Origin of the sequence: Pseudomonas sp. SG20052, assembly GCF_031766055.1 — a bacterium.
Lineage (GTDB): Bacteria > Pseudomonadota > Gammaproteobacteria > Pseudomonadales > Pseudomonadaceae > Aquipseudomonas > Aquipseudomonas mandelii.
Genome location: NZ_CP134498.1, coordinates 2,479,349 through 2,506,164 on the forward strand (window position 1 = coordinate 2,479,349; position 26,816 = coordinate 2,506,164).

Below are 26,816 nucleotides of genomic sequence, written 5' to 3' on the forward strand. Positions count from 1 at the left end.
TTTTTTCCAACATAAAACGGCTCGTTGATCAAACGAGCCGTCGTTGTGAAAGGACTATTTCAGATCGGCCTCAAAGGTGATCCGCATCAATCACCGCCTTGGCGAACGCCTGTGGATCTTCCTGCGGCAAGTTGTGACCGATGCCACCGCTGATCAGCCGGAATTCGTATTTGCCGGTGAAGCGCTTGGCGTAATCCTCGGGGGCTGGGTGCGGCGCACCGTTGGCATCGCCTTCAAGGGTGATGGTCGGCACGCTGATGGACGGCGCCGTGGCCAGTTTCTGTTCGAGCGCCTCGTATTGAGGCTCGCCCTGGACCATGCCCAGGCGCCAGCGGTAATTGAAGACGGTGATCTCGACGTGGTCGGGGTTGTCCAGGGCCTTGGCGCTGCGGTCAAACGTGGCGTCATCGAACGCCCATTTTGGCGAGGCCAGTTGCCAGATCAACTTGGCAAAATCATGAGTGTTTTTCTCGTACCCGGCACGACCACGGTCGGTGGCGAAGTAAAACTGGTACCACCACTGCAATTCGGCCTTGGGTGGCAGCGGGTTCTTGCCGGCCGCCTGATTACCGATCAGGTAGCCGCTGACCGAAACCAGCGCCTTGACCCGCTCTGGCCACAGCGCCGAGACGATGCCGGCGGAACGTGCGCCCCAGTCATAGCCACCGAGCACCGCTTGTTTGATCTTCAGCGCATCCATGAAATCAATGACGTCACTGGCCAATGCGGCCGGTTGGCCGTTGCGAAGGGTTTTATCGGACAGGAAATGCGTATCGCCATAACCACGCGCATACGGCATCAGCACGCGATAGCCCTTCGCCGCAAGCAGCGGGGCGACTTCGTCATAGCTGTGAATGTCATACGGCCAGCCGTGCAGAAGGATCACCACCGGACCATCAGCCGGGCCTGTTTCGGCGTAGGCCACGTTCAGCAGTCCAGCCTTGATGTGCTTCAGCGGGCCGAACGGGGAGGGTGTGGCCTGAGCGGCGTCGGCCTTGATCGCCGCCGGCTGCACGGTGGCGCTCGTTTGTGCGTGGGCCGCACCGAGCGCGCCGAACAGGGCGAATGCCAGGATCGACGAGCTGACCAGGTGGCGACGAGTCATGCCGGTTTTGTTCTGCATTGCCATCTTCATGGTGATGTCTCCGTTACAAGGCGTTGGCCAGGGGGTCTGGCTGAGCCCCTTGAAACCTTGAAAACATTTGAACGCGGCGACGTATCTGGCCTGTGTCGAAACGCAGGCCCGGTGAAAACGCATGTATCAAGAGGGTAGCCGTACACACTGTGATACACAGCGACGCAGGGGGGGGCGGTGTCATCTTGGTGTCACCTAAGGCATGGCAGGATCATCACAAACCATCTTCAGTACCCAGCGCACCCGCCCACGGGCTGATGAATCTGCCAGGAATCCCCACCATGAAAGGGAACGCCTCTCTGTTTGCGGCCATCGACCTGGGCTCCAACGCGTTTCGCCTGATGATTGGCCAGTCGGTCAGACGCAACCAGCAGATCGTGATCCAGGAAGTCAAAACCCTGCGCGAGCCCGTCCGTTTGGCGGAAGGATTCCAGGGCGGCGCGCTGGATGAGTTGGCGTTGGATCGAGGGTGGCAGGCGCTCGCGCGATTCGGCAAAAAACTGCGCGGCTTTGAGGCCGGACGGGTGCGGGCCGTGGCGACCAGCGCGGTGCGCGAAGCCGACAATGCCCAGTTGTTTTTGACCAGCGCCGAGCGTCACCTGGGTTTTCGGATTGACGTGATCTCCGGGCATGAAGAAGCCCGGCTGGTGTATGCCGGGGTTGCCCACACGACACCGAGTGCCGCGAGTATGCGGCTCGTGGTGGACATTGGCGGCGGCTCCACCGAGTTGATTCTGGGGCAGGGCGCACAGCCCCTATTGACCGAAAGCATTGCCATTGGTAGCCGCACTTTTGGCACGCGTTATTTCCACGGAGGCTGCATTACGGCTCAGGGCCTGCTGGAAGCCGAGCGCGTCGCCACGGTGCAGTTTGAAAAGGTCGCACGTCGTTACCGGGCGCTGGGTTGGCAGCAGGCCATCGGCTCTTCAGGCACCGCGCGGATGCTCGCCAAAGTCCTCAAGGCCAACGGCTTGAACGATGATGACCAAGACGGAATCACCTACAGCGGCCTGCTGCGCCTGTCGTTGCGCCTGCTTGAAGCGAGGCAGGTCAATCAACTCAGGCTGGCGGGTTTGCAACCCCATCGCCTGAATAGCTTGCCTGGCGGACTGGTGGTCATGCTGGCCGCGTTCAAGGTCTTTGGCCTGTCGCAAATGACGCCTTCGGAAGCGGGTTTAAGGGTCGGGGTGTTACATGGATTGATGGCCAGGCATTGACTGGACTCTGATAACTGACTGCAGTCATTAACGGTCAGGGACGCAAGCCGTCAGTCAGCGCGCCTCAAAGGCGGGTGAACGCCATCTATCATGAACCGGGCGAAACCATCCTGAAGGAGGCGGTTATCTCATGAACAAGGAACCCATCGGCTCAAAGAACGCAGAGGACGAAGACGCCTCTGCGCTGATAGACGCGAGAATCAAAGAGCTGAGTGACTGGCGGGGCGAAACGCTCGCCAGGATTCGAACGATCATCCAGCACGCCGACCCCGATGTGGTCGAGGAATGGAAATGGCGGGGCGTTCCAGTGTGGTCACACGCGGGCATCATCTGCACCGGCGAGACGTACAAGAACGCCGTGAAAATGACCTTCGCCAAGGGCGCTTCGCTGGAGGATCCTTCGGGACTTTTCAATGCCAGTCTTGAAGGCAATACCCGACGGGCGATTGATGTGCATGAGGGCGATGAGATTGATGAGAGTGCGTTGAAGGCGTTGATCGTTGCCGCCGTCGTCCTCAACAGTTCGCGAAAAACCGCGGGTGCCAAAACGGCGAAATGAGAGCAAGGGAGGTGGGGGTATTCATCATGATCCCATTGCGCGTGCTCGTTTGCTTCTCAAGCTCTTGTAGGGCACTTCGTCGGTATCCGTAGATACCGTCCGAATATCTTGCTTCACCACCTCCGGCTACACCCCTCTCAAACCACATTCTGTGAACCCCCACCCCACGTTTTGCACCTTGAAGGCCCGGCCCGTCGGCCTAGGATGGGCCTCAGTGGTTGCACCGGACTTCTGGCCTGCGTTCCGCCATCGGCGCTGCCCATAACAATAAAAGACACACCTTGCCTGGACTGGAGAAGAACTGATGAAACCCCTGATTGGACTTATGCTGGGCGATGTCACCGGCATTGGCCCTGAGTTGGTCGTCAAGCTGTTGTCGACGCCTGAAGCACGTGAGCGGGCGGATGTGGTGATCATTGGTGACGAGCGAGTGCTCGAGCTCGGCATGCGTGACGCCGGGCAGCGCATTCCTTACCAGAAGATTGTGCACCTGCGCGAGGCCGACCACTCCCAGGGTGCCGTGCCCTTGATCGATTTACATAACGTGGATCCTGCGTTGTATGAGCGCGGTCTGGTCAACGCGGAGTCGGGTCGTCTGACCGGCGAAACCCTCAAGATCATGACCGACATGGCCCTGGCCGGTGAGCTCGATGGCATTTGCTTCGCGCCGCTCAACAAGGCCGGGCTGCATCGCGGTGGCTGGAAGTACCACGACGAACACCAGATGTTTGCCGCCTGGACCGAACACGTCGGTTACTTCGGCGAAGTGAACATCATCCCGCAGTTTTCGACCTTCCGCGTGACCTCCCATGTAGCGCTGCGCAAAGCCGTCGACATGGTGCAACCGGACCGCATCGAAGGGGCGCTGCAACTGGCCCATGACACGTTGCGTGCGCTGGGCAACAACGCGCCGCGTATCGGCGTCGCGGCACTCAATCCCCATGGCGGCGAGAACGGCCTGTTTGGTGATGAAGAGATCACGATCATCCGCCCGACGCTCGAAGCCTTGCGCCTCAAAGGCCTGGCCTGCGAGGGGCCGTTCCCATCGGACACGGTGTTTATCAAGGCGCGCAACGGTGATTTCGACGCAGTGGTGATCATGTATCACGACCAGGGCCAGATCGCGACCAAGCTGCTGGGCTTCTCGTCCGGCGTGACCCTGACCGGCGGCCTGAAGACTGTTTACGCAACTCCGGCACACGGCGTGGCTTATGACATCGTCGGTAAAGGCATTGCAGACGTCGGCGCGATGGCGGCTGCGTTCCGGGTCGCCGCTGACAACGCTGCCGCGCGTAAATCCAAGCGCTAAACACCCGCCAAGTGATCGAGAAGAAAATCGAGGCTGACACCATGTTCGAGCATTTCACCAAGACCATTACCAAAACCAGCGGTGCCGAGATTGTCACCGTCGTGGGCGGCGAAGGCCCACCGTTGCTGCTGATGCACGGCAACCCGTTCAATCACCTGTCCTGGCACAAGATCGCGCCGCGCCTGGCCAGGGATTTCACCGTGGTCTGCACCGACTTGCGCGGTTACGGCGACAGCTCCAAGCCCGAGGGCGGTGGCGATCATTCGGCCTATTCCTTCCGTGCCATGGCCCAGGACCAGGTTGAAGTCATGCAATCGCTGGGTTTCGAGCAGTTCTACGCCGCCGGTCACGACCGTGGCGCGCGGGTCCTGCATCGCATGTGCCTGGATCACGGCGACAAGGTGCTCAAGGCCGGTTTCGTCGACATGCTGCCGCAGCATTATTTGTTGAATAACGTGACACGCCAGTGGGGCAAGTTTTCCTGGCACTGGTTCTTCATGACCCAGGACGCCCCGACGCCAGAGCGAATGATGGACGCCGATCCGGAGTTCTTCATCCGCCGCAAGCTGTCGAAGACCGATCAGGGCACCAGTTTCTTTGGGCCCGAAGCGCTGGCCGATTACATCCGCTGCATCAAGAATCCGGCCACCACCCACGCCATGTGCGAAGACTATCGCGCCACCTTCGGCATCGACCTGGACATGGACACCGCCGATTTCGACGCGGGCCGGCGGATCGACAATCCGGCACTGATTCTCTGGGGCGAAAAGGGTGGCGTCGGGCGCAACCATAACGCCGCGGAAATCTGGAGCCGCTACGCCACCAACATCGTGCAGACCGCCACCGTGCCCTCAGGCCACTACCTGCAGGAAGAATGCCCGGACGAGACCTACGAGGTGTTGCACGGCTTCTTCAAGTAACGCAATGACAGGCGGTCCGGGATGACCGCCTGCCCACTAGAACTATAAAAAAAGGTGGAAAAAATGATTCCGACTACGCTCGCGCAAAAACGCAGGGCAACGCTGACGTTCGTGTTGCTTTGCATCATGGCGTTCATCATGTACGTGGACCGCACCAACCTGGCCGTCGCCGCCCCGACGATCAGCAAGGAGCTGGGTTTCAGCAACACCAACCTGGGCATGATGTTTTCCGCCTTCGCCATCGCCTACAGCTGCTTCATGATTCCCGGCGGCTGGTTCAGTGACCGTATCGGCTCGCGCAAGGCGATGTTGCTGTACGGCATAATCTGGTCGGCCGCGACCATTGCCACAGGGCTGGTCAGTGGTCTGGTGGTCTTGGTGATTGCGCGTTTCGTGGTCGGCATCGGCGAAGCGCCGATTTACCCGACAGCGGCGCGCATGATTGCCCGCGCCATCCCTATCACCCAACGCGGCACGGCCCAGGGCATGATGCATGCGTCGGGACGCCTGGCCAATGCACTGGCGCCGTTGATCGTGACGTTCATGATCATTCAGTTTTCGTGGCGACTGACCTTCGTCATTCTTGGCGTGGTGACGCTGATCTACATGTTCGTCATGTATTTCAGCCTGAGCGAATCGAAGAAACTGCTCGAAACCGCCGCCGTGCCGCTACCACCCGTGGCGGCCAAACCGGTGAATTGGCCGCAGATGCTGCGCAAAGTGTGGCCGGCCGCTGCCACTTGTTTCTGTCACGGTTGGGTGCTGTGGTTCTTCCTCAACTGGATTCCATCGTTCTTCACCCAGCGCTACGGCATGGACCTGACCCACACCGCGTTGTTTTCGACCTTTGTGCTGCTCGGCGGGACCGTCGGCACCGCGGTCGGCGGCATGCTCTCGGACTGGCGCTTCAAAGTCACCGGCAACCGTCTGCGCTCACGCCGTGACTTGATCATCTTTGGCTTCCTGGCCTCGATCATCGGCTTGATTCCGCTGATGTTCACCCACGACCTGATCATCTGCGCCTGCGGCCTGAGCTTCTCGTTCTTCTGCTCGGAACTGGCCGACTCGCCGCTCTGGGTCATTGGCACCGAGGTGTCCCACGAACATTCGGCGACTTCCAGCGCGTGCACCTTCACCGGCATGGCCCTGGCGGGCGCCGTGTCACCGGTGGTGATCGGCTGGTTGCTGGACATCACGGGGAACAACTGGGCCGTGGCGTTCGGCGCTTCCATCGCCGTGGTGCTGATGGGGCCGGTGCTGGCGATGTTTATCAAGCTGGACGACGAGACTGCTCCCGAGCCTGTTTCATCAGCGCGTTCACCGGCTGCGATAACTCAGAGCTGAGGCGCGACGTTTCACTCTCTCGAACAAAAGCCGCCGCCAACCAAGGGGCGGCCAATCACCTGCTTTAGCTGATACCAATTGGCCACCTCATCCGTTAGAGTGTGCGCCGCCCGAGAGATGGATCCCGGGCAATATCTCATGGAGCTTTTTCAGTGAAGTACGTTAGTAAAGTTGTCGCAGTAGCCCTGTTCGGTCTGGTTCTGGCGGGTTGCACCGGCACGCCGATGAACACCCAGCATTATGAAAGCAGTCAATACACCGTCCTGGGCCACAGTGAAGCGAGCGCCACGGGCCTGCTGCTGTTCGGCGTGATCCCGATCCAGCAGAACAACCGTTTTGTTCGCGCTCAGAACGCGGCGATCAAAGCCAAGGGCGGTGACGCGATGATCAACACCCAGGTGCAGGAAAACTGGTTCTGGGCGTGGGTCCTGACCGGCTACACCACCAAGATCTCCGGTGATGTGGTCAAGCTGAAAAACGTTCAGTAAGCCCAATACCCGGTCTTGATTGCGGATGCGCAGTTGTGGCGAGGGGATAAGTCCCCTCGCCACAGGTTGTCGCTCAGTTGAAGATGTTCTTAAGTGAATAGCCTTGCGGTTTAACCGGGTTTACATCAGTGGAAGCTGAGGTCAGTGGCGTTCAGTCACGCGAGCCTGCGGAGCCACCCGATTCCTTCCCGACCACTTCGCCTGATAAAGCTGCTGATCGGCACGTTTGATCAGCGCGGTGGTATTGCTGTCCGATATCTCGGCCAGGCCAATGCCGATGCTGACCGTGACGTGCCCGACCGTAGCAAAAATGGCTGCGGCAATCGCGGCGCGAATCTTCTCGGCAACGACCTCGGGGCTCTCGGGTTCCTCGACTTCCGGTAACAGCACCGCAAACTCCTCACCACCGTAACGGGCCACGAAGTCAGTGGCGCGGGTGTTGTCCTGGATCAGCCGGGCGAGTTGGTGCAGCACCTCATCGCCGATCGCGTGGCCGTGGGTGTCATTGATTTGCTTGAAGTGGTCGGCGTCGATGAACAGCAACGCAAAGGGCCGTCCGGTGCGTTGAAACAGCAGGTTGCACTCATTCAGTTTCTCGTCGAATCGGCGCCGGTTGTACACGCCGGTCAAAGCGTCGTGGGTGGCCAGTTTCAACAGATCGGCGTTGGCCTGGGTGAGGGCGGCGGTGCGTTGCGCGACCGTGGCTTCCAGCGACGCATTGGCTTCCTGCAACTCGCGCTCCTTGCCGAGCAAGGACTCCGTCATGCCCTGGAGGGATTGGCCCAGCTGGGCAATTTCTCGCACCGAATGGTCCCGCGGAAACGTCACCCCCGGTTGTTGGTTTTGTACCCGTTTGGCTGACTTTGCCAGCTGTTCGATCGGGCGGCTGAGGTACAGCGCCAGGTAGTACGCCACCAGAGCAAACACGATGGCGGCAATGACCCCCAATACCAGCAATTTGTAAAACAGGATACGTGCGGGTTGAAGCGCGATATCCAGTGGCTGGCGGACCGCGATGTACCACGTCAGGTCCGTGCTCGAGGGCGTGGGCACCGCGACCACGCTGGTCAGGTAACCGTCGCCGACTGACCAGCCGGCGGTATCGGAATGGTTTTCCCGGACGACCGGCATGTTCGCCACACGTTGCCCCATGAGCGCTTCGGGATAGAGCACTTTGCCGTCGTGGTCGACGATCAGCGCCTCCACCTCGGGCGTCATGTCCTTGCGCAGCACGGCCGCGTCGACAATCCGCGTCGCCCAGCTCCAATGGGCATGGGCGCCCATCACACCGATCACCTGGCCCTCGGCATTGCGGATCGGCGCGGCGAAATCGATGAAGCGCAAAGGCTCGCCACTGGCGGTTCCGGGCAGCAGTTTAGCCAGCAGGACCGCTTCATGAGGATCGCCGGTATAAGCACCGCGCAACCCGGCCTGGAACCAGGGGCGCTCTTTCACCGATTGATTGACCAGAAGACCGTTCACGGCTTGCCGTACACGCCCGTTGGCGTCAGCCACGCCCATCCAGGCGTACTCGGCGCGAGATTGCGAACGCAGCTCCATCGACGACAAGATATCCGGATCGCCCAGGTCTCCGTGCTTGAATAACGGCGCTCGACTGAGCAGAGACACTTCGAGCTGACGCTCATGCAGTTGTGCGCCCAATAGCTCGGCCGCCGACCTTGCCGTACTCAACAACGCATTGCCGCTGGCCTGCTTCATTTGCTCGGTGGCGATGTGGCCCACGTAGAAACCCACACTCCCCAGCGTGAGCAACGACAGACCGGCAAACCAGAGTGTCAGGTGGCTTCGCAAGCTGGCTTTGATCATGGAAGACACCTGACGGTTTGAAGTCGCAGCATGGTATGCGCAATGGTCGGGTGGGGGCCAGTGGCGGCGCTTTCATGGCATCGATCGGTACACGCATTCGCCAACGCGATGACAAGAAACAGAGTCAGTCGGACCGAGGCGCCCTCAGTCGGCACGTCCGCGCAGTTGCGCGAGAATCCGCGCGGCATCCCGGGCCGGAGGCAAACCGAAGACGCGGGCGTAGTCCCGGCTGAATTGGGTAGCGCTTTCATAGCCGACATCGAACGCGGCGCTGGTGACGCTTTTAGCGTTCGCCACCAACAAAGTCCGCGCCTGAAGCAGCCGCACGCGTTTTTGATACTGCAAGGGGCTGAGCGTGGTGACGGCTTTGAAATGGCGGTGGAACGCTGACACGCTCATCGACGCTGTGCGGGCCATGTCCTCGACCCGCAGCGGCTCGGCGAAGGCGCGGCGAATCCACTGGATCGCGAGGCTGACACGGGCCATGGCCGTATCGGGCGCGGCAATCTCGCGCAGCATCCAGCCGTGCGGTCCTTGCAAAACCCGATAGAGAATCTCCCGCTCGTACACCGGGCTCAGGGCCGCGATGTCCGCCGGCCGGTCCATCAATCGCAGCATGCGCACCCAGGCGTCCATCAGCTCGGGTGTGACCGCGGCCACTGAGAAGCCGGCCTCCTGTTCTGACGGTGCGACAGGTTTTGGCAGGTCTGTCAGTAACGTTGCCAGTACGGCAGGGTCCAGCGTCAAGGCGACGGCGAGGTACGGCTCGCCGGACGTGGCCGGGTGCACACTGCCGACCGCCGGCAGCTCAATCGACATCACGAAATAGGTCGCCGGGTCATACCTCAGTGTGCGATCGCCGACGGTGATGGTCTTACTGCCTTGCAGGATCAGGTTGATCATCGGCTCGTAGACAGCTGCCAACTGATGTTCGGGAATCGCACCCTGGACCATGGCCACGCGCGGAATGCCCGTCTCTGTACGCCTGTTTTCGGCCCTGGCGGCAAGGGTTCTGAGTTCATGCAGTTGGTTTTCCATGGGGAGACATCTGACCGCAGGGGGACGCACGGCGCAAGCGAAAAGCAGAAACAGGCAGGATTGGAGTAGTAACGGCTGCGCTCGCCCGAGGGTCTATGGTTACCGTGGTTGCTCATCTGATTGACAGTGGAGCAAGCCATGAGCGTTATCGTCATTACCGGCGGCAGTCGAGGCATTGGTGCCAGCGCCGCAGTGCACTGTGCCCGGCGTGGAATGGGCGTCATCCTGACCTACAAGAGCAACGTGCAAGCGGCGGATTCGGTGGTTCAGCGCATCAAGTCCGAAGGTGGTCATGCCGTCGCCCTTGAACTGGATGTCTGCCATGCCGGGCGCTTTGGCGTGTTCGTCGATGCGGTACGACAGACGCTGCAATCGAACTGGCAAACCACCACCCTGGGTGGTCTGGTCAACAATGCCGGCCACGGCCTGTTCAATCCGCTTGAGGCGGTCACCGAGGCGCAGTTCGACGACCTCATGAACGTTCACCTCAAGGGCCCGTTCTTCCTGACCCAGGCCTTGCTGCCGCTGATGGAGGAGGGCGCAAGCATCGTCAACCTGACCAGCGCGACGACACGGGTGGTCACGCCAGGCGTGGCGCCTTATGCCGCTTTCAAGGGCGGACTGGAAGTACTGACTCGCTACATGGCCAAGGAGTTTGGTGAGCGGCGCATCCGTGCCAATGCCGTCTCGCCCGGCGCCATTCGCACCGAACTGGGCGGCGGCTTGAGCGAAGAATTCGAGACGCTGCTGGCCTCACAAACGGCGCTCGGTCGCATCGGCGAACCGGACGACGTCGGTCGAGTGATCGCCACGCTGCTGTCCGAAGAAAGTGCCTGGATCAACGCGCAATCCATTGAGGTTTCCGGCGGTTACATCATCTGAACCAGCGAGGCGCATTCCATGCTTGATCATGTGTTTATCTCAGTCAGCGACACCCAACGTTCCGTCAATTTCTATACCGCGGCGCTCACACCGCTCCGCATCACTCACTCGCTCGATTTCGACGGCAAGGATGGCCCACCGGGCCACCCGGACCTCAAGGGTTTCGGTGCGCAAGGCCGGGTGTTTTTCTGGCTGCGTGAAGGGGTGGTGGAGGGGCGGGCTGCGCATGTCGGGTTCGTTGCGAACAGCAGGGGCGAGGTCGATGCGGCCTATGCCGCTGCGATGAAAGCAGGCGCTACCGATAACGGCGCTCCCGGCGCACGGTTGCATTACGACCCGAATTATTACGCGGCTAACGTCCTGGACCCAGATGGCTACAGCCTCGAATTCGTCTATAAAAACTGGCAGCACCCACAATGAGCAAACTTCTGATTTATGGCGCAACCGGGTACACCGGCCGAATGGTCGCGGCACAAGCGAAGGCCGCCGGGCTGGACTTCGAAGTCGCTGGACGTGACGCGACAAGGGTGGCTGCGCTTGCCCGGAAGCTGAGCGTGCCTTATCGCACCTTCACGGCCGACGCTCAAACGGCGCAAGCGCTGAGCGGCGTCACGGTCTTGTTGAACTGCGCCGGTCCTTTTGTGATGACTGCAGAACCGTTGATGCGGGCCTGCATCGAGGCCGGGGTCGACTATCTCGACATCACTGCCGAAATCAACGTTTACCGGCTGGCGGAGCGGTTGGGCGAGGATGCCGGAGTGATGCTATTGCCAGGCGTCGGCTGGGACGTTGTCCCCACGGACTGCCTCGCCCTGCACATTGCCCGTCGTGTCGAACATCCGCAATCGCTACGGATCGCGCTGCAGGTTGCAGGCTCCATGTCCCGTGGATCGGCCAACAGCGTTGGCGAGATCATCGGTGCAGGATTGATGGCGCGGGTCGACGGCGTACTCGTTCCTGCGCCGGATGCGCAACCGCGTCACTTCGACTTCGGCGCCGGGCCTGTGCTCTGCGCGCCGCTGTCGTTCGGTGATCTGGTCACGGGTGGGCGCTCGACGAGTATCCCCAACATCGCGATGTTCGTGCACATCAGCGGTGACGCATTCCCCGAGGGCGACTTGTCCCGACTTCCCGATGGCCCCAGCGAGCAAGAGCGCCTGTCGCATCGGGCCTATGCGGTTGCTGAGGTGACGGGGGCAGATGGGCAGGTTGCGCGGTCGGTGATTGAGACTATCAACGGCTACTCCTACACACCGTTGGCCGCGGTGGAAGCGGCGCGACGCGTGTTGGCCGGGGAGCGGCGTTCCGGGTTCGAGACACCGGGTCGTCTGTTCGGAGTCGAATTCGCCGTGAGCATTGCCGGGACGGTGATCGTTGATCTCTAAGGCTGGCGCTGAAGGCATAGCAAGCGCTCGATCTGCGCTAACTCCCAGGTGCTGAGCAAACTGACCGGGTCGGTGCCGTAACGTTGCCAGCGGTCGAGTTCACCCTCGCGGCCGTCCGGGGCCTGGCAACGTTGGCAATGCAGCAGACGGGCGCCGTCGACACCGAGGCTCAGGCGCCAGCCTTCGATATCGACGTGCACGTGGCCGGGCTCGGGTTGTCTGGCGAGGCGCGATAGAGGCCGGAGTTCCAGCGCGGCGTCGCGCAACTGCTGGTAAACCTCGCGGGCGGTCAAGGGTGGCACAGGGCATCTCCGGTGGAATCGCAGGGTTGCACAGGATAGAGTCTGCGCTTGCCGCTGTCAGCGGACAGCGGGGTCGTTATTCCACCCGTCTGCCGGCGACTTATTGGAAGTAGGTTCAACCGGGTGCGAGCTGATTTACGTGCGCTTGGCCACAAATGATTTGGAGCAGGACATGAATAAAGCCGCAGCCCTCATGGTGCTTATTGCGGGGGTGTTCGGCGCGCAAGTCCAGGCGGCCGGCGATGCTGAAGCCGGCGCGACACTGTTTAAACGGATATGCGGCGGCTGCCATCAAGTGGGGGAGTCGGCGCGGGGTTCGTTCGGGCCGCAACTCAATGGCATTTTTGGACGCCCGTCAGGTAGCACGACGGATTATCAATACTCCGACGCCATGAAATCGGCCGGCATTGTCTGGACCCGCGAGACCCTGATCGCGTACCTCGAAGATCCAAAGGAAGTAGTGCCCGGTACCCGGATGATTTTCTGGGGGCTCAGCGATCCGGAGAAGATTGAAAACCTGTTGGCGTATCTTCAGACCTTTCAGCCGCAGTAGGGCACCCTGCATTGACGCAGTGCGGCTTTCGATCAAACGCTCGGACCCACCCTCAGCAAGGTGACGTGCGGACCATGACGATCTATAGGTAGGAAGGCACCTACAAAAACTCACGAAACCATGATTTTTCACACTCATAATCGAACTGGATAACCGCCCGATGGGGCGGTTTTACTTCGTTAGGATGTGTCAGTTTCCTCCCGGTATTGACTTCGATGTTTCAGGGGGAGAGTCTTGGCGTCGCTGGAACCCGTAGCTGAAACCGGATAGAAATGCTCTTGCCAAATAGACTCGAAGATCATCGTGTCTCTAGTGCAGAAACAAAACATTCTGGTTTTCTGGCCGTGAATGTTGTTTTTCATGCGCCATGAATACACCGTGTTTGTTAGCTGCGAGCTGCCTGGGATGGGCGTTTTAGGTGGCATTGGTTACATGTGATAACACGGGTAAGAGGGGTTGGCGGATATGCCTGCCCTAAATAGTTAGTTCTAATGATCGACGCGTTGCCATTGGATAGTTTGCGGCAGATGGCAGGTTGGATTGATTAGATAATATTCCAATGACTGCACTTGCATGATGTAAGTGCGAACAATCGATAGAAGTGAGTTTGTTCACTTCTGGAGGCAAGGATGCACGACCAAGTTACGTCTGATTTTTCTGTTCATCTGTGTATTCATCAACTATTCGAAGCCCAGGTTGCACGCAGTCCTGAAGCCACGGCGCTGGTCTTTGAGGGTGAGACGCTCAGCTATGGTGAACAACTGCCTCGCTTGCTTGCTGGTTCACCTGTGCCATTGAGTCGCCGATAAACCGCCCGCAACAGTTTGCGGGCGTGCAGCGGGGTACCCATCGGCGAAGCATTATAAAAAGGAGAAATCATGGCAAATCCCTACCGCGAACTGCTCACTACCCCGGGCGTCATGGGGTTGGTGATCGCGAGTTCCATTGCCCGTCTGCCGCAGGCAATGATCGGCATCGGCATCATTACCATGTTGGTGCAGCAGACGGGACTTTATTGGCTGGCTGGCTCGGTCGCCGGTACCTTTACCCTGGCCAATGCGCTGGTCGGCCCGCAGGTGTCGAAACTCGTCGATCAGCGGGGGCAGAGTCGGGTGCTGCCCTTAGTCACCACCTTCAGCATTGGCATGTTGCTGGCGCTGATCGTTGCCGTCTCTATGAGGGCGCCGACCCCGCTGTTGTTTATTCTTGCGGCACTGGCGGGAACGATGCCCAGCATGCCCGCGATGATAAGAGCACGCTGGACACAGCTTTTCCGTGGCAAGCCGCAGTTGCACACGGCTTTCTCCTTGGACACGGTGCTGACTGAGCTCGCTTTCATTATCGGTCCACCCCTGGCCATCGGTCTGAGCGTCAGTTTTTTTGCCGAAGCCGGACCGCTTGTCGCGGTCTTGCTGCTGGTCATCGGCGTGAGCGCTTTTCTTCTGCAAAAGCAGACAGAACCGAAGGTCGTCGTGGGCACCAGGAAGAGCACCGGCTCTACCTTGCTGATTCCCGGCGTTCGCACCATCGTTCTGGCACTCCTGGCGATGGGGGTGATTGGCGGATCAATCGATGTGGCGGTGGTGGCCTTCGCCAACGCACAAGACTGGCCAGCGTCCGCCAGCTTCATCCTCGCAGCCTATGCGCTCGGCTCAATGATCGCGGGCCTGACGTTCGGCGCGTTGAGGGTCTCCTTGTCGATTGAAAAGCAATTCTTCGTTGGCGTTCTGATCACGGCAGTTACAGCCGTCTTGCCCATTTTCTCACCGGACGTCTACATCCTTTCCGGGATGCTGTTTGTGGCAGGCATGTCATTCGCACCAACGATGGTCGTCGTCATGAACCTTGGTACGATCATCGTTCCACCGTCCAGGATCACCGAAGGCCTGACGTGGATGACGACGGGCATCAGCATCGGCGTGGCGCTCGGTGGCGTACTCGCGGGGCTGGTCATCGACGCCTATGGCGCACGGGCAGGGTTCGGCGTCGCCATCGGCGCGGGGCTGGTCATGGTGGTGATCGTGCTGTTGGGGCTGCGGACACTTCGCGCCACATCAGCGGTTTGCGCCGAGCCGAGTTTCCAGTAATCAGCACGCTGGACCTCGTCACAGCATTGATCTGCCGACAAGGGGCATGGCCCTCTTCGTGGTCCAACTGGTCGCTCAGCTAGAATGATCATTCATTCCCCATTGATGGAGAACCAGAATGGTCAGCAAAAACACGATTTGCCTCTGGTACGACGGCGCCGCGCTGGACGCCGCGACGTTCTACGCCAAGACGTTTCCCGACAGCGCGGTGGGCACCATCCTTCGCGCGCCTGGCGACTATCCTGCGGGCAAGCAGGGCGATGTATTGACGGTCGAATTCACGGTGATGGGCATTCCGTGTCTCGGCCTGAACGGGGGCTCGGGGGTCAAGCACAACGAGGCGTTCTCGTTCCAGGTGGCGACTGACGACCAGGCCGAAACCGATCGCTTGTGGAGCGCGATTGTCGGAAACGGCGGCCAGGAAAACGTCTGTGGCTGGTGCTAGGACAAATGGGGATTGTCGTGGCAGATCACGCCCCGCGTCCTGACGGATGCCATCAATAATCCCGATCAAGCAGCGGCCAAGCGCGCGTTCAACGCGATGATGCAGATGGGCAAAATCGATGTCGCGGCGATAGAAGCGGCGGTCAAGGGTTAGCCCGGTCTGACGCTGATGATCTACGTTATCGCGCCAGTTGCTCCACCAGCTCAGGCGTCACGTAGTGCGGTCCGTCGAACAGGTACAGCGGATAACCGTCATAGGCCGCCAATTGCGGCTTGAGCTCGGCGGCGGTGGCGGAGCGAAATCCGCCGCCGAAGTTGGGGCGAAAGGCTTCGACGATGATGCGCACCCGGTCTTTGCCCAGACGCTCGCGCAACGCGTCGGCGTAGGTCCTGGCGACCGGTGCGGTGCGGGCGTAGACACCGACGCCGTCCTGGAAGAACACGCCAATGTCATTCGGCAGCCACTGCTTGAGCCATTCGGCCGTGGCGACAGGGCCGATGTTCGCACCGTCATACACGCTGATCCATAACGGTCGTGGCAGCTTGGCCAGCAGGGCGGGCAGTTCTTTGGCGCGGGTCCAGCTGGGGTCGACTTCGGCGGGGAAATACCAGCCGGTGACGTGCAAGGGCGTCGGCAATTTGGCGATGCGTGCCGAGACTGCCGCCAGTTGCTCGATGTTGTCCCGTGAGCGGTTTTCGCTGAAATAGCCGGCCAGTCCAAGGATGACGTCTTGCGCCCACGGGGCCTTGGCAATGCGTGCCCAATCGGGCAGAACCGGCACGCTGGGCAGGCCGGAACCGGCAACGAATGCCTGATCGTCGACGACAGTCCATTGCACCAGCAGCTCGCGGGCCCCCAGCTTTTCCCAGTGGCCATTGATGCCGACGGTCTTGTTGTCCGGCTGCCAGACGATGCCGACGATCCCTGGGGTCTGGGCCTTTTTGTCCGTCACGTAGAGCACGCCGGTCCCGGTGCCGAGAATGGCGGCAAACAACAGACCCGCAATGGTCGCGCGACTGGCGGTGTAACCAAGAATGTTCAAGGAAGCGCCTTATTGATGCGCTGATGCCATTGGCTCAGCGAGGTGACGCCTTTGGCGTTCCAGTTAGCTGCGGCATCGGGGCCGAGGTGGAACTGGCCCTCGTTGAATTGCCAGACGATCACTTGCGGTTTGTGTTGGGCGAAATCCGCAGACTCCAGGTATTGCAGCAGCGTAGCCCATGGGCCGACATCGCCAGGATTCCAGGTCAGCGCGACGGGACGGTCCAGGGCATTGGAAAGCTTTTGCGTAAAGCCCAGGTAAGGTTGGACAAAGCTGTTGCCGATCACCTGAACCGGTGCCGGTGCGTCATCGATCAGCAAGTCGTTCTGGGCCTGATGGCGAACGGTGTAGATGTCGCGACCAATCGATTTACGTTTGATCGCCGGCAGGAAATTGCTCGCCAGATCGCCGAACGCGCGTCGGTCGAACCACTCGCCCAGCGCCGCGCCACCGCCGGGTTCGCCTTGCAGGCGGTAACGCTCGGTAATCAGTTGCGCCGTGGCGTCGGCGGTGTTTTCCGCGCTCCAGGCGGTCCAGTGGTAGTCGGCGCGATAAAACGCGGTCTGTTTGCCGTGTTCAGTGCGTTGCAGGACGGGCTTGATGTTCAGCGTGGTCAGGCCTGCCTGAGTCAGCTCGCTCTGTAAGTGGTCGTAGCGCTGCATCACGGCCGGGCTCAAGGGCTGATTGGCGGGCAGGCGCGAGGCATAAAACGGCGCTTTCATCGGCACTACCAATACGACCAGACTGATGTGTTCCCGCGCAAGGTTCTGCTGGAGTTGTTTCACCAGCGCAATGTTGCGAGTCGTGCCGGGATTATCGACCTTGCTCAGGCTTTCCCAGGCCGGGAACAGCCAGCCACCTTCGCCGGTAATGACCGCCGAGGCCGCTTCAACGCCGGTGCCCGACAGGCTCAACAAGACACCGGCGATCAGGGCGGAAACCGGCCAGCGAGATTTCCAATGAAGGGTCATGGCGCGGTCTGGTCGACAAGGCCGATCAGGCGTGGAGCCTGCCGGGAGCCGACCAGGAACAGGCTGTAACGATCGCCGGCCTTGAAGGGCGTCAGCTTGAACGGCAGGCTGATGTTCTGCTCGCAATTGGCAACCAGCGTTGCTTGCACCGGGTTAATCGTGCGCTGGGCCTGACCGTTGAACGGCACTTGATTGAACACCGGGGCATGGTTAGCCAGTTTTACCCCGGCCTTTTCGCAACCGCTGGCCAGGTTGTAGAGGTTGAGTTCGGCACGCAAGTCTTTGCCGCGCAGCGGCGGGTCGATGACCAGGCGGGGTGCCCGCGCCGGGTCACTGTCGAGAATCAGCGTGACCCACGCACTTTTCGGTGCGCTCAGGCCTTTTATTTCGCGACCGTTGACGGTCACTTGCAGCGGTTGTCGCGAGTCTACGACCTGAAAAGGACTGGCCACCGTCGCCTGGGTCGAAAGGGCGAAACTCGCGCCCTGGCCCACCTGGACCTGCATGGCAGTGTCGGAGGGGTTGACCACCCGCACCCAGGCCGAACCCTCCGGCAGTTTTGGCGCGTACAACTGGGCAATTTCAGGGGCGGCGTTTGCCCCCATCGGGATCAGGCCAAGTCCCAACCACAAACAGAATCGAATCTTCATGCAAGTCCTCAATAGGAATAAGTCAGGCGACCGAAGACACCTTGAGCGCGATCATCGCCCAGCACCTTGACGCGGTACTGCAGGGAGAAGTCGAGATAGGAGCGGGGCGCGTTGTACGCATCTTCGCGGAACCAGTAGCGCACGTTGTTGCCGACACCGATGCCACCGGCCTTGCCGGACGATGAGTCCGATTTGCCATCGGAGTCGGTGCCACTGTTCATCTTCGAGTCGTAATCGAACGCGGCCACCACATGGGGGAACGTCACCCAGCGTGAGCCCGCGCCACCGATGGCATAGCTGCGGCCGACCTGCCATTCGCTGTTGAAATAGTCCCGCGAGTCGTTGACGTAATGTCCGGCTTCAGCGAACAACTGCGAAGTCCACCAGCTGGAGGCATCGACCCGCAGATCGGTCCCGACGCTTGCGCCATAGCCCAGACGCAGCAGCCAGTCACCGTCGACGTCCGACGATCCCAAGGGGAATGTGCGCTCGACGGCGGCCATCACGTTCAGCGACGTGAAGGGTTTGACCCGTACACCCACCGCGCCTTGCAGCGCATCGAAACCGGTGTCCGAATCGCTGTTCTTGCTCCACAGCGTGTCGGTGACGCGTCCGTAGAGTTCGACAAAGCGTGCATTGCGATAGCCCAGCGGGCGCCAGGACAATTCGGTGCTGTTTTGCAGGCTGTCATTGCTGCTATTGCCGCCGCTCGGCGCTGAGCTCAGGCCGCTGCTGGTGCTGTTGCCGCGGTAACTGGTGGTGTTGGTCAAACCCCAGGTGCGCGACACATCGGCCACGGCGCGACGGGTGTCGAACAGCTGCTGCGGGGACAGGTCCGGTTCACCGGCATTGTTTGCGTCGATGACGCGCTTGAAGTAGCTGACGGCTTGTTCGTCATCATTGACCCGCATCGCGTTATAGGCCGCGTCCTGAGTGGCTGTCGGCGTCAGTCGCGTCTCGGCATCTGCCTTGCGGAACGATGCGTGGGCACCGTCATCGTCGCCGGCCTGGACCGATAAGTATGCGATCTGCAGGTCGCTCATCGATTCCAGTTCACCCGTGTCCCGCGCCTGTTGCAGCCGTTCGCGCGCGGTTCGGCGCTGGCCGATGGCGCTGTACAGACTGGCTTCTTCATAGGCAGGCAGGCTCCCCAGCGCCAAGGCCCGGGTAAAGTCTTCGCGGGCCCCGGCGTCGTCACCCGATTGCTGGCGCAGACGACCGCGTTGGGCCAGCAGTCGGGCGTCATCGCCACTGAGCTTGAGGCCCTCGCTGGCTGCTGCGATGGCTTCGGGCACTCGTTTCTGATCACTCAAGGCGCTGACGAGCAACCGTCGATACGCTGGATTCTGCGGCGCACGGGCAATGGCTTCGTTGGCCAGGACGACGGCCGAGGCGGGGTCCTTGCTGGCGAGTGCGGCATAAGCCTGACCGGCCTTGTCGGTTCCGCCGTCGCGCTGGTTGCCCGGCCAGATATCGCAGACCAGGCCAAAAGCGGTTTCCTGACAGTTCAGGGCCGGGGCCGGAAACTGGGCGACAGCGTTCAACCCGTTGTTTTTTTGCCTGAGGGCCATTCGGGCGGCTGTGCGTCGACGGGCCACTTCGCCGCCTTCGTCATCGGCCAAAGGTTGCAGCTGATCAAGTGCCCGCTGGGGCTCGCCATGGGCCAGCGCAGCGTCGGCGGCGAAGAAGCGAATGTCGCGGGTTTCGGTTTCCAGCAGGCCATCGATGGACAGGGCGTGATTCAGGTCAGCCTCGGCTGCCGCTGTTTTACCCTGACGATCAAGGGCGTAGCTGCGCAGGATCCACGGTGCGATTTCGCCATCGTCCTGAGCCAGTGCGCCAGACGCGGCCAGCTCGGCCCCTCGGTAATCCTTGGCTGCGAGCAGGGCGCTGATCAGCAGTTGCTGATTGGCGCCGATTTCCGGTGCCCAGGCGACGGCTTTCCGGGCCTTATCCACGGCCAACGGCACCTGGCCTTGCTCCAGGGCGCGATAACTCTCGACGGCCAGCGGTGCGGCCAATTGCCGACGAATCGCTTCGCGGCGCATCAGCAACGTATCGTCGTCCGGGAACACGGCCAATGCCTGAGTGGTGGCCTGATCCGCTTCTTGAAGATGTTGTTGACGTTGCAACGACTCGATCAGCAGCAGTCGATAATTCATGCGTTTGGGTGCCTGAGCGATGGCTTTGCGTGACGCTTGTGCCGCCGCGCCGAAATCATCGCGATCATAGGCCTTGAAGGCCTGGGCGGCGGCGCTGAAGCCTGGAGCCTGACGTGACTGTGGGTAGCGCTTGGGATGATCACGCAGATCCTTGTCCCGTTGAGCCAGCACGATCAGCCTGTTCAAACGGGTGATGTCGGCGCGCTGACGCAACGCTTCGCGGGCCTTGGCGATGGCCAGGTCGTAGTCTTTGCGCTCGTAGGCGCTGTAGGCCTCGTTGGCAGTGACGTAGGCTGGACCGGTCAACGGTAATGGCAGTGTTTCGGCATGAGCCAGCGCAGGTATCAGGCTCAGCCCCGTGGCCATGAGGGTCAGCAAGGGGCGATTCATGCCGGAAGCTCCGCAGGGTAGTGGCTGTGCTGACGTGCCACGGCCTTTTCGATGGTGGCGCGGGGCAGCACGCCGCTGTCGACCAGATAGTCGCCGATGCGTCCGTGACGCTGCGGGCGGTACTGCAACATGGTGCGGTTGAACACGTCGCGATCCAGCAGGCCCATTTCGATCAACAGGTCACCCAACAGTGGCGCGCGGGCATCTGGTACCGACTGGCCTTCGCGCACATTCATCAGGCGCAACTGCGCAACGATTTCGCTTTCACGGGCAATCAGCTGCACCGGCTCGCTGCCCAACACCTCGCTGACTTGTTGCAGACCTTCGGCCGGCAACGGACTGGCCACGGCCAATTGCACTCGGCCGTCGGCGTTCAAGCCCACCGGCACAACACGCCAGCGCAGGGCGAATTCATCATCCAGGGTAAGGGTCGACGCCTGCGCCTTGTGGGCCACATCGAACACTCGCGGCAGGTCATTCTGGAAGGCGATGGCTTCGGCCAGCGTCTCGTCGTCCAGCCAGCCATTGCTGAGCAAAATCCGCCCCAATGGCATGTGCCGGGTTTTCTGTTCGGCGAGGGCGCTTTGCAGGTCGGTTTCGTTGATCGCCTGCCAGGACAGCAACACGCTGCCCAGCTTGCGCGGTGCGGCGGCGACCAGGTCAGTGGACGGGAAGTCGTGCATGGTCTTGTCCCACACCAGTTTGCGGTTCATGACCTTGCCGACCAGGAACATGCGCCAGGCCCGTGACGCGGCCATGAAGTTGACGAAGTTGCCCACCACCATGCGCGGGATCGACAGCAAACCGTGCTGCCAGCCGTACAGCACGGTGGTGAAGTAACAGCGATGCGCGATGCGCCAGGCCAGCGCAACACCGTTGGCCAGCAGCAAGTATTTGATGAAGCCGTTGGTTTCGAACGGCGTGGGGAAACTCACGTCCCACAGGCCGCTCTGGCGCAGGATGATCAGGCCTAACAGCTGCACCAGAATCACGTAGGCGATGATGCTGACAAACGCCGTCACCACGCCTTTGCGGTCACGGAACAACAGATATCGATTGGCCAGCGAACCGTTCCAGCCCATTTGCTCCCAGCCTTGCAGGCCGATGCCCAGTGTCCAGCGGGCCTTCTGCCGGAACGCGGTGCGGAAGGTGTCGGGAAAGAACTCGCGCACGCACAACGGCATCTTCAGCGTCGATTCGTAAGGCTTGCGAAACCAGGATTTGCGCAGCACACGAAACTGCACCGGGAAGCGCACGAAGATCGCGTTCATGCCGACCTTGGCCAGGCGTGCGCCGACGTCGTAGTCCTCGGTGAGGCTGTCAGTGTTAAACGGCTGGTTCTGGGTTTCCCCGGCCAGCACACGCAGGGCGCGATGGGAAAAACAGGTGCCGACGCCGGCAGACGGCACCGTGTCGGTCATGCTTTCACGCACCACCAGGTCCTTGCCGTGCCATTCGGCGAACTCGTCCATGTAGGTGCCGGCCACCCATTCGTACCAGTTGCGTTCCAGCGAAACCACGGGCAACTGGATCATGTCCTTGCGCGGCAGCAAGTAGTTGAACAGGCGCAATTCCATCGGGTGCAGCACGTCTTCGCTGTCGTGCAACACGACGCCGGCGAAGGTCATGCCGTGGGTTTTCTCATGCAGGAAGATCGCCTGGATCACCCAGTTCAGGCAGTCGGCCTTGCAGGTCGGCCCGGCATGCGGGACTTCCACGCGGTGCAACTGCTTGTAGCGCCGACGCATGCGCTCCACTTCGTCAATCGTGCGCTGATCGTTGATGTAGGTGCCGACGAAAACCACATAGTTCTGGTAATCGAGGGTCGACACCATGTTTTCGATCATCGGCGCGATGACGTCATATTCCAGCCAGGCCGGGACCATGATTGCCAGCGGCTGTTCGTCCCGGGCCATCAACTGCTCGGCGGTCAGCGGTCGGTATTTGCGGTCCGCGGTGAACTTGCGAAACAGGCGGCGCGACCAGTACCACAGGTCAATGAACAGGTCGTCCAGGCTGGAAATCAGGATCAGCACCGCGACCACGATGGTCGAGATCTCCAGAAAGCTGTAGTAGTGAGCCAGCCAATAGGGCCAATAAAGCGACGTCATCGAAGGGTTCCGTTACTGGCGATTGCGACGGGCGTTACGGCCAGCCAGCAACAGGATGAGAACCAACAGGATGCCACCCGGAATCAGCCACAACAGCGACGGCGTACGCCAGGCGTCGAGGCCCTTGGGTTCTTCGTTGTCGATCAATTGGCTGCCGCTTGGATCCTGGGTGTCGAAGGTGGTCAGTGCACCGTCGTTGCCGAGGATGGCCACATCGCCGCGGGTCAGCAGAATCTGTTTGGCGAAGCGTGGCGAGTCATTGCCCAATGCGCGATAGACCATACCGTGCTGGCCGCCGGCATCGACCACTTGCAACGAGGCAAGGTGATTGAGCGGATGCACGTCAAGCAACACTTGATCCTTGTGATTGATGCGCAGGCGCCCCTGCTCATCGACCTGCACGGACTCCTTGCTGTCTTTGATCGGCAGCTCGAAGGCGAGGAAGGCCTTGTCCAGCGTGACCGAGGCTTTCGGATCTGTGATGACCTTCAATTGCGCACGCAGCGGCGAGACCCCGGCGGCATCGGCGACTGAAATCACTTGCGGCAAGCTGCTCGCCGGATGATCGAGGTAGGCCTGAGGCACCAGGAGTTGGGTGTCCACGGCAAAGCGCGCGGCCATGCCGGAGAAGTCATCACCCAGCGCGGTTTTTTCCAGCACGATGTGGCTGGTCGGCAGCACGGAAACCGGGAAGGCTTGCGGCGTTTCCAGGCAACGATCACTCACGGGCTGACGCTGGAACGACACGCGCAACACGTTGGTCGCGCCCACGGCGTAACGCGGGATGCGCGCTTCGATGCGTTGTTTTTCACCGTTGGCCACCAGCTGCTGCGCGCCAATCAGGTAGTCATTGAGAAACAGCGAGGCCACCGGCGCAGTGTCTGAAGCGCCGGGCGCGGCAGACACGTCGACCACAGCCTTTACCGGCAAGCGACCGTCGTAAGCCACGCTGCCCAGAGGGAATGACGTGCTCCAGTCAGACTTGGCCAGCACGTCGATGGCGCCGGGATTGCCGCCCAGGCGAGACAGGGCGACACGGCCGTCGGTGCTCAAGGGCAACTGCGCTTCGCTGACGGTCAATTGGCGACTGCGTGCCAGTTTGTTCCAGGCGGTACTGAACAAGGCCAGCGCCTTGCCGGTGGCATGCGGCGCAATCATCAGAACCGGGCGCGTGCCCACCAGGGCCAGGCGCACATTGTCAGTGCCATCGGCGGCAAGGCCGGCATTGATATGCGTCTCACGCCATTGCGTGAACGCGTTGGCCGCCGTGGCATCGAAGCCCTGGATCTGGCTCTGCAGCGCGTCGAGGGACGCATTGATCGCTGTGAGCAGTTGCGGGTCGTTGACCGCCAGATCCGCCTGGACGTTCGGCGTCTGGCCCAATACCAGCAACGCGCCGATCTCCGCCGGGTTTGCCAACGTGTGCGGACCTTTGCCGTTGAGGCTGGCGAACGCTGGAATACCTTGCAGTTCGGCCGGAATGCGCAGGCCGCTCAGGTCGACGCTGTCTTGTACGGCAGGGAAGGGCAGGATTTGACTGCGCTTGCCAATCCGCTCCAGTGCCACGCCCAGACGCCATGCCGAATCGTAGCTTTCAGCGGATAAGGTGCCGGGCGCGACCATGATCCCCGGTTTGCCAGGCAAGGCCATCCACGCAGCGCCGACGTCGCGCAACTGGCTGGCGTCATAGCTGTAAGTCAGGCGGGTGTCGGGTTCGATACGTAGAACATTGCCGATGGCGCGTTCGTCTTCGCACAGCACACGGGACACGATCGACGACCAGGCGATGCCCAGGCGCAGCGAGCCGCTGTCCCGCGCTTTTTTGTCCACGCCCAGCGTGACGCTGGCGTCACCCTGGGGTTCGCTGAGCCCTTCGGCACGCACCGGATAACCGTCCAGCGACAGCAGCAGCGTGTTGCGGCCGCCTTCGCCATTGAGGTAACTGGCGTCGAAATTCAACGTCGCATCCGTCAGCGGAACACCTGCCGGCACCGGCAGATACAGTTCGCGGCGGGCATCGGTGGAGCCGAGGATGATCGGTGCATCGATCCCCAGATCGCTCAAGCGCACCTCACGCTCTTGTCGGGTGTCGGCGTTGAGCCGGTTGATCGCCTGGGTGAGCGGACTGTCCGCGGCCAAGGCAAAGGTCGGCATGAGCGCGAGCAGGCTCACACCACAGGCAAGGGCGCTGAGGGCACCCGTATGGATGGCAACGGAAGACTTCATTCAGGTAGATCTCGAGCTGATAAGGGGAGAAACGGTTTGGTTTATCGAGAGGTAAAAGCGGGGTAATGCTTCTCGGGCGCAGGCTGTGCAGACGGGTATTGCAGGAACTTGGGCAAGGACTGGCCGGCCACGATGAAATCGTCCACCGGACGGCCCATCAGGGCATCGACGATGCGCGCACTGGCCTTGCCGTCGCCGTAAGGGTTGGCCGCCTGGGAGCAGCGGCGCCACAACAGGTCGTCATCGAACAGCGCGTTAACGCCAGCGATGATCGAGCCCGGCGAGGTACCGACCAGGCGCACAGTGCCCGCCGCCACAGCTTCCGGGCGTTCGGTCACATCGCGCATGACCAGCACCGGTTTGCCCAGGGACGGCGCTTCTTCCTGCACGCCACCGGAATCGGTGAGGATCACATGGGCCCGTTGCATCAGGCGCACGAAGGCCAGGTAGTCCAGCGGCTGGATCAGGTGCACGTTGGGCAGATCGCCCAGATGCTCGGTGACCGGGCCCATGACATTGGGGTTCAAGTGCACCGGGTAAACGATCTGGATATCCGAACGCCGAGCCAGATGGCTCAGGGCCTTACAGATATCCAGGAAGCCTTCACCGAAATTTTCCCGACGATGCCCGGTCACCAACAGGACCTTACGGCCGGTCTGCAGGAACGAAAACTGCCGGTCCAGGCTTGCGCGCAGGTCGGCATCCTGCTCAATGCGCCGTGCAGTCATCTGCAGCGCGTCGATCACCGTATTGCCGGTGACGAAGGTGCGACCCTGTAGGCGTTCGTCGAGCAGGTTCTGGCGCGACTCGTGGGTGGGCGCAAACAGCATGTCCGCCCCCAGGTCGATGCAGCGACGGTTCATTTCTTCCGGCCATGGGCTGTAGATATCACCGGTTCGCAGCCCGGCTTCTACATGGCCGACCGGGATCCGTCGATGGAACGCCGCCATCGCGGCCACCATGGCCGAGGTCGTGTCGCCGTGCACCAGCACCCGGTCCGGGCAGGTCATTTCCAGCACCGGGTCGATCGCCCCGTAAAGCGCCGCCGTCAGGGAGTTGAGCGTTTGCTGCGGGGTCATGACATCGAGGGTGTAATCGGCCTTGAGGTCGAACAGGTCCAGCACCTGTTTGAGCATGCTTTGGTGTTGGCCAGTGATGCATATCTGCGAATCAATGCCGGGTTCCGCAGCGAGGGCTTTGACTAACGGCGCCATCTTGATGGCTTCTGGACGGGTACCGAAGATCGAAAGGATTTTAATCCTTGAATGATGACGAGCGATGATGCCTTCCTCGCGCAGTTTCAGTGCGCAGCACAATGCAGGCCCAAGTTTTATTGAACTTGAGCAAGCCGGTGTTATTTGAATTTGATTAATGCCGGGGATCAGCGTTGATGCTGATATTCACTTCGTGTGAGGGGGAGAGCGCCTGTAAGCCCGGAAGCGGCGGAATTATTAGCATTGAAGAGAGATGTTTTAAAGCGCTACATGGAATTTATTATTTATTAAATGAGTTTGAAACTTTTATAACTGATCCCTGTCTTTTTTTGGTTTTGTGTTTTTCTGGCGGGGTTTTGTTTTAGTTGGTAATAGAATATTAAGTTGTTGTTTTTAAAGGGTTTAAATATCTAAAGTCCATTCGTCGGTGTGTTTGAATTTTTGAATGATTGTTGCAGTCTCGGTCGGCGGCATTAGCGAGTGGTTTTTGTGAAATACAAGTCACTTAAATGGCGCCTGAATAATGTCATGGCGCACTGGAAGTTCTTTTGAACTAATT

The 26,816-nt window shown here is 60.7% G+C and carries 23 protein-coding genes and 1 pseudogene; 13 read left to right on the top strand and 11 right to left on the bottom strand.

Annotated features, from left to right (window positions below; all coding sequences use genetic code 11):
- Nucleotides 1–70: 70 nt before the first annotated feature.
- Nucleotides 71–1,135, bottom strand: coding sequence for an alpha/beta fold hydrolase (locus RHP74_RS11250; protein ID WP_042932165.1), 1,065 nt, complete (start codon nucleotides 1,133–1,135; stop codon nucleotides 71–73).
- A gap of 281 nt (nucleotides 1,136–1,416) precedes the next feature.
- On the opposite strand from RHP74_RS11250, the gene RHP74_RS11255 reads away from it, so the two are divergent.
- From RHP74_RS11255 to RHP74_RS11280, 6 genes are all read left to right on the top strand, one after another.
- Entirely contained in the window at nucleotides 1,417–2,352 is a 936-nt protein-coding gene (locus RHP74_RS11255; protein ID WP_311099413.1) for a Ppx/GppA family phosphatase, read from the top strand.
- 130 nt (nucleotides 2,353–2,482) lie between these two features.
- Nucleotides 2,483–2,911, top strand: coding sequence for a DUF1801 domain-containing protein (locus tag RHP74_RS11260; protein WP_311099415.1), 429 nt, complete (start codon nucleotides 2,483–2,485; stop codon nucleotides 2,909–2,911).
- 304 nt (nucleotides 2,912–3,215) lie between these two features.
- Nucleotides 3,216–4,220 carry a 4-hydroxythreonine-4-phosphate dehydrogenase PdxA gene (locus RHP74_RS11265; protein WP_311099417.1) on the top strand — a complete coding sequence of 335 codons (1,005 nt, stop codon included), beginning with the start codon at nucleotides 3,216–3,218 and terminating at the stop codon, nucleotides 4,218–4,220.
- Nucleotides 4,221–4,261: 41 nt separating this feature from the next.
- Entirely contained in the window at nucleotides 4,262–5,140 is an 879-nt protein-coding gene (locus RHP74_RS11270; RefSeq protein ID WP_010459117.1) for an alpha/beta fold hydrolase, read from the top strand.
- A gap of 63 nt (nucleotides 5,141–5,203) precedes the next feature.
- Entirely contained in the window at nucleotides 5,204–6,484 is a 1,281-nt protein-coding gene (locus tag RHP74_RS11275) for an MFS transporter (RefSeq protein ID WP_311099419.1), read from the top strand.
- Nucleotides 6,485–6,636: 152 nt separating this feature from the next.
- On the top strand, nucleotides 6,637–6,972 hold the full coding sequence (locus RHP74_RS11280; protein ID WP_010459119.1) for a hypothetical protein: 336 nt from the start codon (nucleotides 6,637–6,639) through the stop codon (nucleotides 6,970–6,972).
- 141 nt (nucleotides 6,973–7,113) lie between these two features.
- Here RHP74_RS11280 and RHP74_RS11285 read toward each other — a convergent pair whose 3' ends face one another.
- Together RHP74_RS11285 and RHP74_RS11290 are read right to left on the bottom strand one after the other, a co-directional pair.
- Nucleotides 7,114–8,799 (bottom strand): diguanylate cyclase, encoded by a 1,686-nt coding sequence (locus RHP74_RS11285; RefSeq protein WP_311099421.1) that lies wholly within the window; start codon nucleotides 8,797–8,799, stop codon nucleotides 7,114–7,116.
- A 144-nt stretch (nucleotides 8,800–8,943) separates the two neighbouring features.
- Entirely contained in the window at nucleotides 8,944–9,837 is an 894-nt protein-coding gene (locus RHP74_RS11290; RefSeq protein WP_145310866.1) for an AraC family transcriptional regulator, read from the bottom strand.
- A 138-nt stretch (nucleotides 9,838–9,975) separates the two neighbouring features.
- Between RHP74_RS11290 and RHP74_RS11295 the strand changes: the two genes are divergently transcribed.
- The 3 genes from RHP74_RS11295 to RHP74_RS11305 are packed head-to-tail and all read left to right on the top strand — an operon-like array spanning nucleotide 9,976 to nucleotide 12,104.
- Nucleotides 9,976–10,719 (top strand): SDR family NAD(P)-dependent oxidoreductase, encoded by a 744-nt coding sequence (locus RHP74_RS11295; protein WP_304818360.1) that lies wholly within the window; start codon nucleotides 9,976–9,978, stop codon nucleotides 10,717–10,719.
- An 18-nt stretch (nucleotides 10,720–10,737) separates the two neighbouring features.
- A complete protein-coding gene (locus RHP74_RS11300; RefSeq protein WP_077750092.1) occupies nucleotides 10,738–11,139 on the top strand; it encodes a VOC family protein in 402 nt (133 codons plus the stop codon).
- Nucleotides 11,136–12,104: a saccharopine dehydrogenase NADP-binding domain-containing protein gene (locus tag RHP74_RS11305; RefSeq protein WP_311099425.1), complete on the top strand. Its 969-nt coding sequence runs from the start codon at nucleotides 11,136–11,138 to the stop codon at nucleotides 12,102–12,104. Before RHP74_RS11300 ends, RHP74_RS11305 begins: the two co-directional genes overlap by 4 nt.
- Here the strand turns inward: RHP74_RS11305 and RHP74_RS11310 are convergent.
- On the bottom strand, nucleotides 12,101–12,406 hold the full coding sequence (locus RHP74_RS11310) for a hypothetical protein (protein ID WP_010459128.1): 306 nt from the start codon (nucleotides 12,404–12,406) through the stop codon (nucleotides 12,101–12,103). The two genes, RHP74_RS11305 and RHP74_RS11310, sit on opposite strands and share 4 nt — an antisense overlap.
- A gap of 172 nt (nucleotides 12,407–12,578) precedes the next feature.
- On the opposite strand from RHP74_RS11310, the gene RHP74_RS11315 reads away from it, so the two are divergent.
- The 4 genes and pseudogenes from RHP74_RS11315 to RHP74_RS11330 all read left to right on the top strand — a co-directional run bounded on the left by RHP74_RS11315 (nucleotide 12,579) and on the right by RHP74_RS11330 (nucleotide 15,644).
- Nucleotides 12,579–12,959, top strand: coding sequence for a cytochrome c family protein (locus RHP74_RS11315; protein ID WP_077750094.1), 381 nt, complete (start codon nucleotides 12,579–12,581; stop codon nucleotides 12,957–12,959).
- Nucleotides 12,960–13,588: 629 nt separating this feature from the next.
- A complete protein-coding gene (locus RHP74_RS11320) occupies nucleotides 13,589–13,768 on the top strand; it encodes a hypothetical protein (RefSeq protein WP_311099426.1) in 180 nt (59 codons plus the stop codon).
- Between the two features lie 69 nt (nucleotides 13,769–13,837).
- Entirely contained in the window at nucleotides 13,838–15,046 is a 1,209-nt protein-coding gene (locus tag RHP74_RS11325) for an MFS transporter (RefSeq protein WP_311099428.1), read from the top strand.
- 118 nt (nucleotides 15,047–15,164) lie between these two features.
- Nucleotides 15,165–15,644 (top strand): annotated as a pseudogene (locus RHP74_RS11330) (VOC family protein).
- Nucleotides 15,645–15,669: 25 nt separating this feature from the next.
- On the opposite strand, the gene RHP74_RS11335 reads toward RHP74_RS11330, so the two are convergent.
- From RHP74_RS11335 to wecB, 7 genes are read right to left on the bottom strand one after another with little or no spacing between them, the layout of a single operon-like run.
- Nucleotides 15,670–16,533 (bottom strand): hypothetical protein, encoded by an 864-nt coding sequence (locus RHP74_RS11335; protein ID WP_077750097.1) that lies wholly within the window; start codon nucleotides 16,531–16,533, stop codon nucleotides 15,670–15,672.
- Nucleotides 16,530–17,504: an alginate O-acetyltransferase AlgX-related protein gene (locus RHP74_RS11340; protein WP_311099431.1), complete on the bottom strand. Its 975-nt coding sequence runs from the start codon at nucleotides 17,502–17,504 to the stop codon at nucleotides 16,530–16,532. The genes RHP74_RS11335 and RHP74_RS11340 overlap by 4 nt, the downstream gene beginning before the upstream one ends.
- Nucleotides 17,501–18,154: an alginate O-acetyltransferase AlgF gene (locus tag RHP74_RS11345; protein WP_172790682.1), complete on the bottom strand. Its 654-nt coding sequence runs from the start codon at nucleotides 18,152–18,154 to the stop codon at nucleotides 17,501–17,503. The genes RHP74_RS11340 and RHP74_RS11345 overlap by 4 nt, the downstream gene beginning before the upstream one ends.
- A gap of 8 nt (nucleotides 18,155–18,162) precedes the next feature.
- Nucleotides 18,163–20,706 carry an NfrA family protein gene (locus tag RHP74_RS11350; protein WP_311099433.1) on the bottom strand — a complete coding sequence of 848 codons (2,544 nt, stop codon included), beginning with the start codon at nucleotides 20,704–20,706 and terminating at the stop codon, nucleotides 18,163–18,165.
- Nucleotides 20,703–22,817: a glycosyl transferase family protein gene (locus tag RHP74_RS11355; protein ID WP_083377094.1), complete on the bottom strand. Its 2,115-nt coding sequence runs from the start codon at nucleotides 22,815–22,817 to the stop codon at nucleotides 20,703–20,705. The genes RHP74_RS11350 and RHP74_RS11355 overlap by 4 nt, the downstream gene beginning before the upstream one ends.
- A 12-nt stretch (nucleotides 22,818–22,829) precedes the next feature.
- Entirely contained in the window at nucleotides 22,830–25,043 is a 2,214-nt protein-coding gene (locus RHP74_RS11360; protein WP_311099434.1) for a hypothetical protein, read from the bottom strand.
- 41 nt (nucleotides 25,044–25,084) lie between these two features.
- The gene (gene wecB, locus RHP74_RS11365) at nucleotides 25,085–26,323 is read right to left on the bottom strand and encodes a non-hydrolyzing UDP-N-acetylglucosamine 2-epimerase (RefSeq protein ID WP_256664570.1); all 1,239 of its coding nucleotides are present in this window, start codon (nucleotides 26,321–26,323) and stop codon (nucleotides 25,085–25,087) included.
- Nucleotides 26,324–26,816: the final 493 nt, after the last annotated feature.